Annotated in this window: 11 protein-coding genes, 1 tRNA gene and 1 other RNA gene; 5 read left to right on the forward strand and 8 right to left on the reverse strand. The window is 67.7% G+C overall.

The features are described 5' to 3' along the window. Positions 1–28: 28 nt before the first annotated feature. Positions 29–670: a class I SAM-dependent methyltransferase gene (locus tag HDC31_RS07745; RefSeq protein ID WP_058630542.1), complete on the reverse strand. Its 642-nt coding sequence runs from the start codon at positions 668–670 to the stop codon at positions 29–31. A gap of 68 nt (positions 671–738) precedes the next feature. Here HDC31_RS07745 and hflX point away from each other — a divergent pair, with 68 nt between their 5' ends. Further along, the gene (gene hflX, locus HDC31_RS07750) at positions 739–2,250 is read left to right on the forward strand and encodes a GTPase HflX (RefSeq protein WP_058630543.1); all 1,512 of its coding nucleotides are present in this window, start codon (positions 739–741) and stop codon (positions 2,248–2,250) included. A gap of 4 nt (positions 2,251–2,254) precedes the next feature. Here the strand turns inward: hflX and HDC31_RS07755 are convergent, their stop codons facing one another. Continuing rightward, positions 2,255–2,923: an SIMPL domain-containing protein gene (locus HDC31_RS07755; protein WP_058630544.1), complete on the reverse strand. Its 669-nt coding sequence runs from the start codon at positions 2,921–2,923 to the stop codon at positions 2,255–2,257. A 141-nt stretch (positions 2,924–3,064) separates the two neighbouring features. Here HDC31_RS07755 and ssrA point away from each other — a divergent pair. Then, positions 3,065–3,434, forward strand: a transfer-messenger RNA (tmRNA) gene (gene ssrA, locus HDC31_RS07760). A 79-nt stretch (positions 3,435–3,513) separates the two neighbouring features. Then, a complete protein-coding gene (locus tag HDC31_RS07765; RefSeq protein WP_258546321.1) occupies positions 3,514–6,384 on the forward strand; it encodes an HAD-IC family P-type ATPase in 2,871 nt (956 codons plus the stop codon). Between the two features lie 7 nt (positions 6,385–6,391). Here the strand turns inward: HDC31_RS07765 and HDC31_RS07770 are convergent, their stop codons facing one another. Both HDC31_RS07770 and hisN read right to left on the reverse strand, forming a co-directional pair. Further along, a complete protein-coding gene (locus HDC31_RS07770; RefSeq protein ID WP_113680782.1) occupies positions 6,392–6,958 on the reverse strand; it encodes a hypothetical protein in 567 nt (188 codons plus the stop codon). Positions 6,959–6,998: 40 nt separating this feature from the next. Beyond that, positions 6,999–7,796, reverse strand: coding sequence for a histidinol-phosphatase (gene hisN, locus HDC31_RS07775; RefSeq protein WP_046748386.1), 798 nt, complete (start codon positions 7,794–7,796; stop codon positions 6,999–7,001). A gap of 156 nt (positions 7,797–7,952) precedes the next feature. On the opposite strand from hisN, the gene HDC31_RS07780 reads away from it, so the two are divergent. Both HDC31_RS07780 and HDC31_RS07785 read left to right on the forward strand, forming a co-directional pair. Next, positions 7,953–8,025, forward strand: a tRNA-Lys gene (locus HDC31_RS07780). 283 nt (positions 8,026–8,308) lie between these two features. Next, complete coding sequence (locus HDC31_RS07785) at positions 8,309–9,814, forward strand: Ig-like domain-containing protein (protein WP_113680781.1); 1,506 nt, start codon at positions 8,309–8,311, stop codon at positions 9,812–9,814. Between the two features lie 139 nt (positions 9,815–9,953). Here the strand turns inward: HDC31_RS07785 and HDC31_RS07790 are convergent, their stop codons facing one another. The 4 genes from HDC31_RS07790 to HDC31_RS07805 form a co-directional block, all read right to left on the reverse strand. Continuing rightward, on the reverse strand, positions 9,954–10,436 hold the full coding sequence (locus HDC31_RS07790; RefSeq protein WP_113680780.1) for a YbaK/EbsC family protein: 483 nt from the start codon (positions 10,434–10,436) through the stop codon (positions 9,954–9,956). A gap of 76 nt (positions 10,437–10,512) precedes the next feature. Next, positions 10,513–11,742, reverse strand: coding sequence for an MFS transporter (locus HDC31_RS07795; RefSeq protein ID WP_113680779.1), 1,230 nt, complete (start codon positions 11,740–11,742; stop codon positions 10,513–10,515). Next, entirely contained in the window at positions 11,739–12,176 is a 438-nt protein-coding gene (locus HDC31_RS07800) for a MarR family winged helix-turn-helix transcriptional regulator (protein ID WP_046748390.1), read from the reverse strand. Before HDC31_RS07800 ends, HDC31_RS07795 begins: the two co-directional genes overlap by 4 nt. Positions 12,177–12,211: 35 nt before the next feature. Continuing rightward, complete coding sequence (locus HDC31_RS07805) at positions 12,212–12,997, reverse strand: IclR family transcriptional regulator (RefSeq protein ID WP_113680778.1); 786 nt, start codon at positions 12,995–12,997, stop codon at positions 12,212–12,214. Positions 12,998–13,028: the final 31 nt, after the last annotated feature.

A 13,028-nucleotide genomic window follows, 5' to 3' on the forward strand; every position in this document is an offset into this window, starting at 1 on the left:
CGCGCGGATCGACTCGGCCTCGGTCTGCTCAGCTGAGGAGAATCGGTTCCGTCGGCGGGTTTCCGTGCTTTCGCACCTTGAGGATGCGGTATCCCTTGCCCGTGGCGGTTCGGAACACGCTGTAGCCGGGGTGGAACGTCGATCCGATCCAGCGCTGGAGAGAATCGGCTCCGAGGTTGCGCTGCACGACCAGCCAGGCGTCGCTGCGCTCATCGAGGCGCGGGATCCACCGTTCGAGAAGCCCGTGGAGCTCGTTCTTGCCGACGCGGATCGGCGGATTGGAGCGGATCGTGCGGAATGACACGTGTTCGGGAACATCGTCGGGCAGTGAAGCGTTGACATTGGTGAGCCCAAGAGCTGCCGCGTTGCGACGCACGAGATCGAGGGCACGCTCATTGACGTCGACGGCCCAGACCGTCGCGTGGGGAGCAGCCAGAGCCATCGACAGCGTCACCGGCCCCCAGCCGCTGCCGAGGTCGAGAAGATCGCCGCCCGGCGGAACCGGGGGCATGTTGGCGAGGAGCACTGCAGTGCCGGCGTCGAGACGGTCTGGGCTGAAGACGCCACCGGCGGTGGTGACTTCCAGCTCTCGACCCGCGAGAGTCACACGGATCTTGCGCAGATTCTCGGGGCTTGCCGGGGCCGCAGTGAAGTAGTGATCTGACCCCATACGGTGAGCGTACCGGACACCGCGGGCTAAGGTTAAGGCTCGCAACAAAACCCAGAGACAAGGAACGGATGACGGAGACCACAACCCCCTCCACCGACGATCAGACGGTCGATCGTGTGCTCGCGAACGCGGAGAAGCGCTCGGACGTCCGAGTGTTCGGCGCCGCTCAGGCGCTGCAGGACGAATCGACCGCATCACACGGGAGCGCAGACGGCGCGCAGTGGGATCTGGAGGACCGTCATGCGCTTCGACGCGTCGGAGGTCTGTCGACGGAGCTCGAGGACGTCACCGAGGTCGAGTACCGGCAGCTGCGGCTGGAGAACGTCGTCCTCGTGGGCGTCTACCCCCAGGGAGCCCAGGAAGACGCGGAGAACTCGCTCCGAGAGCTCGCCGCCCTCGCCGAGACGGCCGGCGCCGTGGTGCTCGACGGTGTGCTGCAGCGTCGCCCGCACCCTGATGCCGCAACCTATCTCGGTCGGGGCAAGGCGCAGGAGCTCAAGGACATCGTCGCCGCGGTCGGAGCCGACACGGTCATCGCCGATACCGAACTCGCGCCCAGCCAGCGGCGTGCGCTCGAAGACGTCGTGAAGGTCAAGGTGATCGACCGCACGACGGTGATCCTCGACATCTTCAGTCAGCACGCGAAGAGCCGTGAGGGCAAGGCTCAGGTCGAGCTCGCTCAGCTCGAGTACCTGCTCCCACGCCTGCGTGGGTGGGGCGACTCGATGAGCCGTCAGGCCGGTGGCCAGGTGGGCGCGGGTGGTGCAGGTATGGGCTCGCGCGGTCCTGGTGAGACGAAGATCGAGCTGGATCGTCGACGCATCCGCACCAAGATGGCGCTGCTCAGACGACAGATCCGCGACTTCGGTCCCGCCAGGGATGCCAAGCGCGCCGAGCGCAAGCGCAATACCATTCCGTCCGTCGCCATCGCCGGATACACGAACGCCGGCAAGTCCAGTCTGCTCAACGCCCTCACGAGCGCGGGTGTCCTGGTCGAGAACGCGCTGTTCGCGACGCTGGACGCCACCGTCCGCCGGACGGAGACGGAAGACGGCCGCGTCTACACGCTGACCGATACGGTCGGGTTCGTCCGCAATCTCCCCCATCAGCTCGTCGAAGCGTTCCGCTCGACTCTGGAAGAGGTGGGTGAGGCCGACGTCGTGCTCCACGTGGTCGACGGGTCGCACCCCGATCCTGCGGGGCAGCTGCAGACGGTGCGTGACGTCCTCGGCGACGTGGGCGTCAGAGACCTGCCGGAGATCGTCGTCTTCAACAAGGCCGACCTGATCACGGAGGATGAGCGTCTCGTCCTCCGTGGCCTGCAACCTCACGCTCACTTCGTGTCGTCGAGGTCGGGCGAGGGGATCGCAGCGTTGCGGGCAGCGGTCGAAGCGGCGTTGCCGAAGCCCGCGGTCGAGGTGGAAGCGGTGATTCCGTACGATCGTGGCGACCTCGTCGCATCGATCCACGAGTCGGGCATGCTGCTCTCCGTGGAGCACCGCGAGGACGGCACGGCTGTGCATGCGCGCGTCTCGGAGCGCTTGGCTGCGGAGCTCGCGCCCTTCGTCGCACAGATCTGATCGGTCAGCGGGCGAGGAATCTGGCCTCGACGGTGGCGGAGATCACGATCTCCTCCGGCTCATACTCCATGGCGGGTGCAGAGTCGGCGGCGAATGCCGCGGCTCCTCGGGCCTTGAGCATCGGGGCGCCGGGCGCGGGCTGCCCCCTGGAGATGAGACCGACGTCAGCGATCTCCAGCGGGGTGACCTCATCCAGACCGAGCGCCCCGGCGTAGGCCTCGGCGCGGGTGACAGCCACGCCGACTGCCGATGCGGCGACGTCACGTTCCACCTGCGTGCGCGTCTCCGGGGTCAGGTGCCAGTCCACCCAGCCGATCTCGACGCCGTCCCAGGCTGACACGTCGGAGACCCAGAGGGAGAGCTCCGAGGCCTCGGCGAACGTCGCCGTGAAGTCGATGCTCGCGTAGTACACGGGATCGAGTCTTGTGCCCTCGCTGCTCCAGGGGCGTTCGGCCCGAACGGAGATGCGCTTGCTCGACCAGTCGACCACGGTGCCGGCATCCGATCGATCGCTGATGCTGCGGCGCACCGGGTCTGCGAGCCGTAGTGCGCTCTCGACGACGTCGGTTCGTTCGGAGCCGTCGGTGCGAACGCTCACGTTGACGGTGGCGCGCTCGGGCGCCACTCGCGCCTCGTGCTCGCCGCGGACGGTGACGGTGACTTCGCTGCTCATGGGGCGACTCTACGCCAGCCCTCAGTGCGACAGGGGAATGGTGCAGCGGCGGAGAACGTTGTAGTCTGAGATGCTCGGGCGGTCGCCGCCCGAGATGGTAATTCCACAGTGTGACAGCGGCTCCTTCGAGAGAAGGACCACGGGGCTGATCGGTTTCGACAGCGCCTGTGAATCCACGAGAAGCGGGCCGAGGATGCAGAGTTATCTCGTAAACGCTCTCTGCAAAAAAATAGTTGCCGAAACCAAGCGCAACGACTTCGCCCTCGCTGCATAAGCGAGCCCGATAGTCCGTCAGGCCGTATGCGATTCCGATACGGATCCTGGCGTCATCTAGGAATCTTGCTGCGTGATGGCGTCTGGACGTCACGTGGGACTCTTCCCAGGCTGGGCTCGTCGACTTAGGTGTCTGTGACAAAGGTCGGAGCCGAGCAGAACGTCTTCACAGACTGCGCCCGGAGAAGGCGTGGAGACTCAGCGTTGGACGGGGGTTCGATTCCCCCCAGCTCCACAAGGTCGCTGTCACAGGAATGAGGCCCGCCTCCCCTTGGAAACAAGGGGAGGCGGGCCTCTTCGCGTCTATATTGAGGTCTGTGGACACCACTGCTTCTGCGCGCCCGGCCGGCCTTTCCGAAACCGAGGTCGCGGAGCGGGTGGCTGCGGGCAAGACGAACGCGTTCGTCGCGGACACCAGTCGCAGCGCGTGGAGCATCGTGCGCGCGAACGTCTTCACCCTCTTCAACGGCATCGTGTTCGCCTGCTTCTTCGTGCTGTTCCTGGTCGGAAGGTGGCAGGACGCTCTCTTCGGTCTCGCGGCCTTCGCGAACGCGATCATCGGATGCATCCAGGAGTTCCGCGCGAAGTCGGCTCTGGATCGGCTCGCCCTGATGAACGCTCCGCGCGCACTGGTGCTGCGCGACGGCGACGAGCGGGAGATCGCACCGGGAGAGGTGGTGCTCGACGACGTGCTCGTACTCAGAGCGGGCGAGCAGGTCCCGGCTGACGCGCGGGTCCTCACCTCGCGCGGCCTGCAGATCGACGAGTCGATGCTCACCGGCGAATCGGACCCCGTGGAGAAGCAGCCCGGCGATGATGCGCTGTCCGGCGCCGTGGTCGTCGCCGGGGAGGGGACGGCCATCGCCACGCGGGTGGGCGCTGACTCGTATGCGAATCACTTCGCCGGAGAGGCCAAGAGATTCTCCCTGGTCTCCAGCGAGCTTCGCACGTCGGTCAACCGGGTCTTGAAATGGGTGAGTTGGATCATCGGCCCTGTCGGCCTGCTGGTACTGAACGCCCAGATCCTCGTCCTCGGTGGGTATTCAAGGGTGTTCTCGACCGATGCCTGGGTGCAGGCCGTCGTCAACACGATCGCCTCCCTGACGGCGATGATCCCGCTCGGCCTCGTGCTCATGACGAGCATCGCCTTCGCTGTCGGCGCGTCGAGACTGGCTCGCAGGCAGGTGCTCGTGAACGAGCTGCCGGCGGTGGAGGGTCTCGCGCGCGTCGATGTCGTCTGCCTCGACAAGACGGGCACGCTCACCGTGGGGGAGATCGGCTTCGACGCGGTGCATTCTCTCGACGATGCCGCGACGGAGCTGACCGACGACGCGGCGGCTGCCTTGGCCTGGTATGCGGCGGCTCCCGACGCCAACGCGACAGCGCGGTCGATGCGAGCGGCCTATCCGGTCGCGTCACCGCTCTCGGTCTCGGGATACATTCCGTTCTCGTCCGCGCGGAAGTGGAGCGCCGTGTCGTTCGACGGCGTCTCCGGCACATGGGTGATGGGTGCGCCGGAGATGGTGTTCGGCGACGAGGCCACGTCACCGCGCACGGAGCTCGGGCGCACGGTGACCGGCCTCGCGGAGACAGGGCGGCGCACGCTGGTGCTCGGGCACGCGGACTCTGGGCTCTCGTCGGCCGACATCGACTCCGAGCAGCTCCCCGGCGGACTCCGGCCCGCCATGGTGCTCACCTTCCGGGAACAGGTTCGCCCCGATGCCGCACAGACCCTCGAGTACTTCGGACGCCAACAGGTCGGCATCCGCATCATCTCGGGCGACAATCCCCGCACCGTCGCCGCCATCGCCCGCGAAGTCGGTCTCGACGTGGCCGACGGGTTCGACGCCAGGGAGCTGCCCGACGACGACGCGGAGCTCGCCGATGTGCTCGACCGGCATACGGTCTTCGGCCGCGTCACACCGGAACAGAAGAAGCGGATGGTCGTCGCGCTGCAGAGCCATGGACACACCGTTGCGATGACCGGCGACGGCGTCAACGACGCTCTCGCGATCAAAGCCGCCGACATCGGAATCGCGATGAACTCGGGGTCAGCTGCCACGAAGGCCGTGGCGAGACTGGTGCTGCTCGACGGGCAGTTCTCGCACCTGCCGGATGTCGTCGCCGAAGGACGTCAGGTCATCGCGAACATCGAGCGCGTGTCGATGCTTTTCCTGAACAAGACCGTCTACGCGACGCTGCTCGCGATCATCTTCGGAGTGTTCGTCCTCGAGTTCCCATTCCTGCCGCGCCAGCTCTCCATCACCGATGGCCTCACGATCGGCATTCCCGCGTTCTTCCTCGCGCTCATGCCGAACGCTGCCCGCTACCAGCCGGGCTTCCTCCGCCGTTCGCTGAGCTTCGCGATACCCTCAGGCGTCGTCGTCGCGCTGGGACTGACCTGGTACACGTTCGTCGCCCGCGGGCTCGGGGCGCACGAGGAGCAGTTGCGCACCGGAGCCACTGTGATCCTGGCCGTCGTCGGCATCTGGGTGCTGGCCGTTCTCTCCCGTCCGCTCAACCGCTTCAAGGTGGCTGTCGTGGGTGCGATGTTCGTCCTGCTCGTCGCGGTCTTCACGATCCCGCTCGCCCGCCAGTTCTTCGTGCTCGTCGATCCCGGCGCGGAGCTCGCGGTCGCGCTCACCGGGATCACGATCGCGATGGTGTTGGCGATCGAGGTGGTCCGGTTGCTGCATCGTCGTCTCGTGCTGTCCCCGGCGTCGAACCCCACCCACGGTGCGGCGACGCATGCACCCACGCCGTCCGATCCCGTTCCTTCCGGCGTCGCGACCGTGATCACGACGGTGGTCGCCGTCCTCGCCTACGGCTCCGGGTTACTGGCGACGGCCCTCGGCATCCTCGTGTTCCTGGGGCGCTACGACCCGGATGCGAGCACCTCCGCCTTCTCGCTCACCGGAGCCGCGATTGCGCTGTTCGGCTTGCTCATCCTGGCCGTCGCCGCCGGCGTCCGCCGAGGAAGCGGACTCTCCCGCCTGATGCTCACGATCTTCCTCGGCCTCGCCGTCGCACTCAGCACCGTGGTACTCGTGGGGGGAGACCGCTGGGACTGGGGTGCCGCGCTCACTGCAGTGGTCGCTACCGGCATCATCGTGCTCCTGTGGACGCCGCCCGTCTCGCGGACGTTCGGCCGTGTTCTCGAGAGCTCGATGGGGTCGCCGGGTCGCTGAAGCGTCTTCAGCGCGGCCATTCGATGAGGATGAGTCCCTGCCGAGTGTCGGCGAGCCGAACCCAACCGTCCCCGAACAGGTACGTCATCCCGTAGCCGTCTTCGTCGGTACCCATCGCGTATTGCGCATCCTCTGTGAAGTAGACGCCGTCAGGGCCGTCTTCTCGCTTCCACCCCTCGGCGAGCAGAGCGGCCTGCGCCGTCGCGGCGTCCGCACCGTCGATCGCCGACCAGCCGTAGAGCTGTCCGTGATCCGAACCGACGGAGTAGTCAGCCCAGAAGCAGAGCAGTCCTTCGGTCAGCTCGACGCCGCCGGCGACGAACTCCTTCGTCTCGGCGGTCCAACCGGCATCAGCGAGCGCGGTGACGGTGCCATCGGAGATCATCGACTCGCACGTGAGTTCTTCCTCGGCGTCCGGCGATGTCGGCGAGGAGGGCGGGGCGGGGGACTGTGACGGGCGCGTGTCGCCGGCGTCGGGCGTCGAGGAGGGGCCTGGCTCGGGGGCCGCGCACGCGGAGAGCGCTGCGACGAGCAGCAGGACGCCCGCGGCGGCGGACATGATGCGGGGATTCATCGCGAGGCCTCGTCGTTCCGGTCGGGCTGCAGCAGGCCGATCAGCTCTGCGTCAAGCTCAGGAACTCCTCGTGCAGAGTCCCGTTGGTTGCGAGTGTCGAGCGCGCGCTGATCGTCTCCGCGCCGTCGATCGCCGTCATCCGGCCGCCGGCCTCTCGGACGATGGGGACGGCAGCAGCGATGTCGTACTCTTTGACGCCGAACTCGGCCACCATGTCGATGCGGCCCTCCGCAAGGAGCATGTACGAGTACACGTCACCGTACGCTCTGTCCCTCCAGACCCGTGCGGCGACCGCGAGGAGCGTGTCGAGGCGCCCGGCATCCGACCACTGCGCGATGCTCTGGAAGCTCACGCTCGCGTCGTCGAGGGAGGAGACCGAGGACGCCTGGATCCGGCGCGGTCCGTTCTCGCCGTCCGTCCAGGCGCCACCACCGGTCGACGCCCACCAGCGTCGACCGAGCGCCGGCATGCTGACCACACCGACCTGGGGCACGCCGTCCACCGCGAGGGCGATCATCGTCCCCCACAGCGGGACCCCGCGGAGGAAGTTGGCGGTTCCGTCGATCGGGTCGATGATCCACTGGCGCTGAGTGCTGCCCTGGGCGCCGAACTCCTCGCCGAAGATGCCGTCCTCGGGCCGCTCCTGCTCGAGGATGCTGCGGATCGCGCGTTCCGTGGCGAGGTCGGCATCCGTCACATGCGAGTTGTCGGCCTTGGTCGAGATCTCGAGATCCGATGCGTCGAAACGCGGGAGGGACTGGGCGTCCGCGGCGTCAGCCAGGCGGAGCGCGAGTTCGAGGTCGTGACGCAGGGCATCGGCGTGGGGAGAGGTGTTCACGGTCTAAGAATAGTCGTCGACTCCGCGGCGCCCGAGGGCCGAAAGACCATGTCTGCGGTCTCTCATCGTCGCGGCGCGCCCGGGTGCCGACGCCGATTTCACATGGACCCGGTCGGCTGGTAATGTAATTCCTCGGTCGGGGTTATCCCGGGCCACGCACCTCTAGCTCAATCGGCAGAGCAACTGACTCTTAATCAGTGGGTTCTGGGTTCAAGTCCCAGGGGGTGCACGGAACAGCCTCAGTAGATCTCGCCATCTACCGAGGCTTTTCTGCTTCCTGAGCACCTTCCCACGCCTCGTCGAGCACGACTCCGATCGCCTCCTGCTCAGAAGAGTTCGAGAATCGCGTAATAGATCGCGCACCCCGTCGTCTCTCATATGGGGACACATGCCTTGCGCCTCCGTACTGCCGTTCCACAGCTTCAGCACCGAGCCGCGGGCTTCATCAAGAACTGGGGAAGATCTTGTACGAAAGAAATGGCGGCGCCGTCGTGCGCCGAAAGACAACCGCGATGATCGCTGCGGCCGCCGCGGCGCTCACCGCCGTGATCACTCTTGCCGGCGCCGGGAGCGCTTCGGCAGCGGAGTACGACTATCCCGCGGCCATCGATCCTGCGTCGATCACCGTGACGACCGTCAACGGCGGTGGAGGCGTCTCGCAGTGGGATCAGGTGCGTGTCGATGCCGATTGGGCGGTGCCGGACGGAGCGACAGGAGGCCAGACGTTCGGGTTCACACTCCCGAAGGAGTTCGCCCGCGCGGGCACCTCCTTCTCCGTGCCATCGGCTGAGGACCCGAGCGTGGCGATCGCCCAGTGCACGGTGAGCACGGATGCGGCTCCCGTCGTGACGTGCACCCTCACCGACTACGTGAACGGCCGAACCGGCGTCACGGGTTCGCTGTGGTTCGTCGCCTCTGCGGATGAGCAGACGACGCAGTCGACCGTCGAGTTCACCGTCGACGGCACGATCACACCGGTCGAGCTCCCCGGCGGGGGGATCGGACCCTCCGCACCGCTGCCCACCGAACCGCAGAAGTGGTCCTGGCAGACGGACGACGGCAGGATCGCGTGGGAACTGGCCCTCCCGGGAGCGAGGTTCGCCGGAGCGGAGTCGATCGTGATCGATGACACCCTCGTCGGCGCCGGTGACGGGCTCGCCGAGCACCACAACGAGGACGGCCAGCTCGCTGTGCGCAGCGCCACCATGCAGGATCAGGACTCGCAGACGATCACGGACTGGACGGGGTCGTGGAACGCTGAGGGCACGGCATTCCACCTCGAGATCCCCGGTCCGATCGACCCGACCCGGATCTACTTCGTCAAGTACTTCACCGTGCCGAGCACCCATGTGGACGGGGCGACCTTCGCCAACACCGCCGACGTGAACGGGATCAAGCTCGAGGACAAGGAAGTGTGGAACGTCACGGGCGGGGGAACCGGCGACGGCGACGCCACCGGGGCATTCACCGTGACCAAGGCGATGTCCGGCTCCGGCGCGCCGACTGTGCCCGCCGACTCCGTGTACACGGTGCGATACAGCTACGGCGATCCGGTCGTCGAGCGTACGGTCGCCATCACCGCCGGCGCCACCTCGCCGCTGATCACGCTGCCCGCCGGCACCGTGGTCACCCTCGTCGAGCTCACCCCGCCCGCGATCGAAGGCATCGACTGGGGAACACCCGCGTTCTCGGGCACAGGTGTGCAGGTACGTCCCGACGGTGGAACGCAGATCACGGTCGGCGCCGGTGCGACTCTCTCGGTGACCCTCACCAACACCGCGACCGCGACGCCGCCGGTCATTCCGCCGACGACACCGCCGACGACTCCGCCGACGACACCGCCGCCCGTGGTCTCTCCGCCGAAGGAGCTGCCCCTCACGGGCGGATCGTCGCTGGCGACCACGGGCGCCGATGCCCCCGGTGGGCTGCTGTGGGCCGGAGGATCGGCGCTCCTGCTCGGAATCGCCCTCACCCTGCTCGGAGCCGTTCGTGCTCGGAAGCGGGCAGCACACAGCTGATCGTCGAGAGAGCCGGGTCGTGGAGCATGCGCTTCGCGACCCGGCTCTCAGGGCGAACCGCAGCGTGTCCGGATGCGGGCCCGGCCCCTGCGTGAGGTGAGGGGGCGGAACTCACGCGACGGAGATCACGCGATAGAGGTCACGCGACGGAGATCACTGTTCCCCGGGTCAGGGCGGCGAGCTGGTCGAAGGTCAAGGGCACGACCGTGTGGGGATGGCCTGCCGCCGCCCACAGCTCGTCGTGGGCCCGCAACGCCTCATCGATGTAGGTGCGAAGCGGTGTCGGGTGACCGATGGGTGCGACGCCGCCGATGACCTGGCCGGTGGCCGAGCGGACCAGGGCGGGCGGAGCCATCGTCACCTCCTCCGCGTCGATGCTCGCCTTCAGCGCGTCGAGGTCCACCCGGTGCCCGCCGCTGGTCATGACCAGCACCGGCACATCGTCCGCGACGAAGACCAGGCTGTTGGCGATCGCCGCGATCTCACAGCCGATCGCGGCGGCTGCTTCGGCTGCGGTTCGTGCAGACTCGGGGAGCACCCGGATCCGGACATCGACGCCTGCCTCCAGGAGCTGCCGGTGCACCTGCCTGCTGCGTTCGGGGAGTGCGGGGGTCTCGGTCATCGATCCACGATATCCAACGCTCGTGCCCTGGCGTCGGAGCGGTCTTCGGTGACCACTCCGACGCCAGGAGTCCGGATCAGCCGGCGTCTCCCACCAGGATGGCCGCCGCATCCTCCGTCACCGTGTCGTCGGGCTCGTCGTCGATGTGGGCGAGTACCCGCCGACCCAGGAAGACGGTGAGCGCGGCCAGCAGGACGGAGGCCGCGGCGAACAGATAGGGAACCGTTGCGTTGAACGCGTGCCACAGGAGGGCGGCGATCGGGGGAGCCATGGCGCCTCCGAGGAACCGGACGGCGGAGTACGCCGACGAAGCGACGGAGCGCGGCAGATCGGTCGCCTCCATCACCGCTTCGGTGAGCACGGTGTTCATCACGCCGAGCAGAAGCCCGCCCACCACGATGCAGGTGACCAGCGCCGCGGTATTCTCCACCACGAGCCCGGCAGCGATCAGATCGACCGCCAACAGGGGGAGGACGACCAGGATGATGCGCGTCCTGGGCATGCGGCGCATGAGGAGAGGTGCGACCCAGACGCTGGTGACCGCGAGTGCGACTCCCCAGCCGAAGAAGGTGAAGCCGATGCCCATCGCGCCGAAGCCCAGCGGGAACGGGGAGAAGGCCAGGAGGACGAAGAAGCCGATGTTGTAGAACAGGGCCGTGACCGCGAGCACCGCGAGTGCCGGGCGGCGCAAGGCGCTGAACGGTGCGGAGAATTTGACGGGCTCGCGCTTCTCGCCCGGACCGCGCAGCAGCACCAGCACGGCGACGAAGGCGATCGCCATCAGCGCGACCACTCCGAAGAACGGTCCACGCCAGCTCTGCTCGCCGAGGAGGCCACCGAGGAGCGGACCGACGGCGATGCCCAGGCCGAGGGCGGCCTCATAGAGGACGATGGCCGCGCTGCTGCCGCCTGACGCGGCACCGACGATCGTGGCGAGGGCCGTCGAGATGAAGAGCGCGTTACCCAGGCCCCACCCAGCACGGAAGCCGATGACGGCGTCGACGCTGCCGCTCAGTGCGCAGAGCAGTGCGAACACCACGATCAGCGCGAGTCCGATGAGCAGCGTCGCCTTGGCCCCGATGCGGCTGGAGATCCAGCTGGTCACGAGCATCGCGAGACCTGTCACGAGGAGATAGCTGGTGAAGAGCAGCTCGGTCTCGACGGGAGAGGCCTGCAGCGATTCGGCGATCGCGGGCAGGATCGGGTCGACGAGTCCGATGCCCATGAAGGCGACGACGCACGCGAATGCGACGGCCCAGACCTGGGCCGGTTGTTTCCACACCGAGGGGGTGGCGGCGGTGTTCACCGAGGTTCTCCTGTTCGATCAGTGGCGGTATGCGCGGCGAGGATCTCCGCCGCACGTGTGAGGGCGGCCCACTCCTCGTCGTCCAGAGCGGCGAAGCGTGGAGCGAGAGTGTCGCGGAACTCGGCTCGCCAGGCGGCGAGCGCCGAGGTCCCCTGCGCGGTGATGTCGACGACGGTCGCGCGGGAATCGTCCGGGTCGGGGGAGCGGAGGATGAGTCCTTCTCGCTCCAGGCCGCCGAGGAGACGCGTCATTCCGGGTTGGGTCGTCCGTGCGGCGGCAGCCAGTTCGCCGACGCGCCGGGAGCCTGCCTGCTCGAGCAGGCTCAGCACACGCCACTGCGCCGCTGGCGCGTCGTTTCCGGCGTCCTGCGCGGCGATACGGCCGAGCGCGTACGCCGAGAGCACCAGGGAGGGGATGACGTCCGTGCGATTCATACCAGCAAGTATATACCCACTGGTATGAATAACGGTCAGCGTCGGGCGGTGGCGATGCGCGCGGAGAGTTGATGTGCGTGTGCCAGGAGGGTGCGGCCGAGCTCGGCCATCCGGTCAGGGCCGAAGCGGAACTCCACACCGGTGAGGCTCAATGCCCATTCGGGGCGCCCCGAGCGATCGAACACGGCGGCGCCGAGTCCCCAGCTGCCTTCGACGATCAATCCGGGGTTCACCGCGTATCCCCGTTCCTTGGTCTCCGCGAGGCGCGCGCGAAGGGGGCGCATGCCGTGGGCACGTCCCCACGCGCTCTCGAGGTCCGGGTGACGCTCGAGGTAGCCATCCACATCGTGGTCCGGAAGGAAGGCGAGAATGGCGAGGCCCGCGCTCGCGACGCCCAAAGGGAAGCGGACGCCCTCGCTCAGCACGAAGGAACGGATGGGGAACGAGCCTTCCTCGCGGAGGAGGCAGACCGTCTCGTCCGCTCGACGTACGGAGAGGAACGCGCTCTCCTCGGTCTTGACGGCGAGTGAGCGGACCACGTCGCGGGCGAGAGCAGTCACGTCGTACCGAGCGGCCGCGACGGATCCCATCAGGAAGAGATCAGGACCGGGCATCCACCGGGTGCTCTCGCCATCACGGTCGACCAGGCCCTCGGCGCGGAGAGCACTCAGCAGGCGGTGCGCTGTGGAGCGCGAGAGGTCTGCGCCGCGCGCCAGCTCCTGCAGCGAGGCGCCCTCGGCGCCGGCGGCCGTCACCAGACGCAGCAGGCGGGCGGCTCTGGCGATGGCCTGAGCGCCGGGCACGGCTGCAAGAGGTTCCATGATGTGGACGCTACCTCTAGGTTCTGCCACA

Source organism: Microbacterium sp. JAI119, assembly GCF_013410135.1.
GTDB classification, from domain to species: Bacteria; Actinomycetota; Actinomycetes; order Actinomycetales; family Microbacteriaceae; genus Microbacterium; species Microbacterium oxydans.

Coding starts and splice junctions, on each gene's coding strand:
- HDC31_RS07745 (WP_058630542.1), bottom strand. CDS start 670: ATGGGGTCAGATCACTACTTCACTGCGGCCCCGGCAAGCCCCGAGAAT.
- hflX (WP_058630543.1), top strand. CDS start 739: ATGACGGAGACCACAACCCCCTCCACCGACGATCAGACGGTCGATCGT.
- HDC31_RS07755 (WP_058630544.1), bottom strand. CDS start 2,923: ATGAGCAGCGAAGTCACCGTCACCGTCCGCGGCGAGCACGAGGCGCGA.
- HDC31_RS07770 (WP_113680782.1), bottom strand. CDS start 6,958: ATGAATCCCCGCATCATGTCCGCCGCCGCGGGCGTCCTGCTGCTCGTC.
- HDC31_RS07785 (WP_113680781.1), top strand. CDS start 8,309: ATGATCGCTGCGGCCGCCGCGGCGCTCACCGCCGTGATCACTCTTGCC.
- HDC31_RS07790 (WP_113680780.1), bottom strand. CDS start 10,436: ATGACCGAGACCCCCGCACTCCCCGAACGCAGCAGGCAGGTGCACCGG.
- HDC31_RS07800 (WP_046748390.1), bottom strand. CDS start 12,176: ATGAATCGCACGGACGTCATCCCCTCCCTGGTGCTCTCGGCGTACGCG.
- HDC31_RS07805 (WP_113680778.1), bottom strand. CDS start 12,997: ATGGAACCTCTTGCAGCCGTGCCCGGCGCTCAGGCCATCGCCAGAGCC.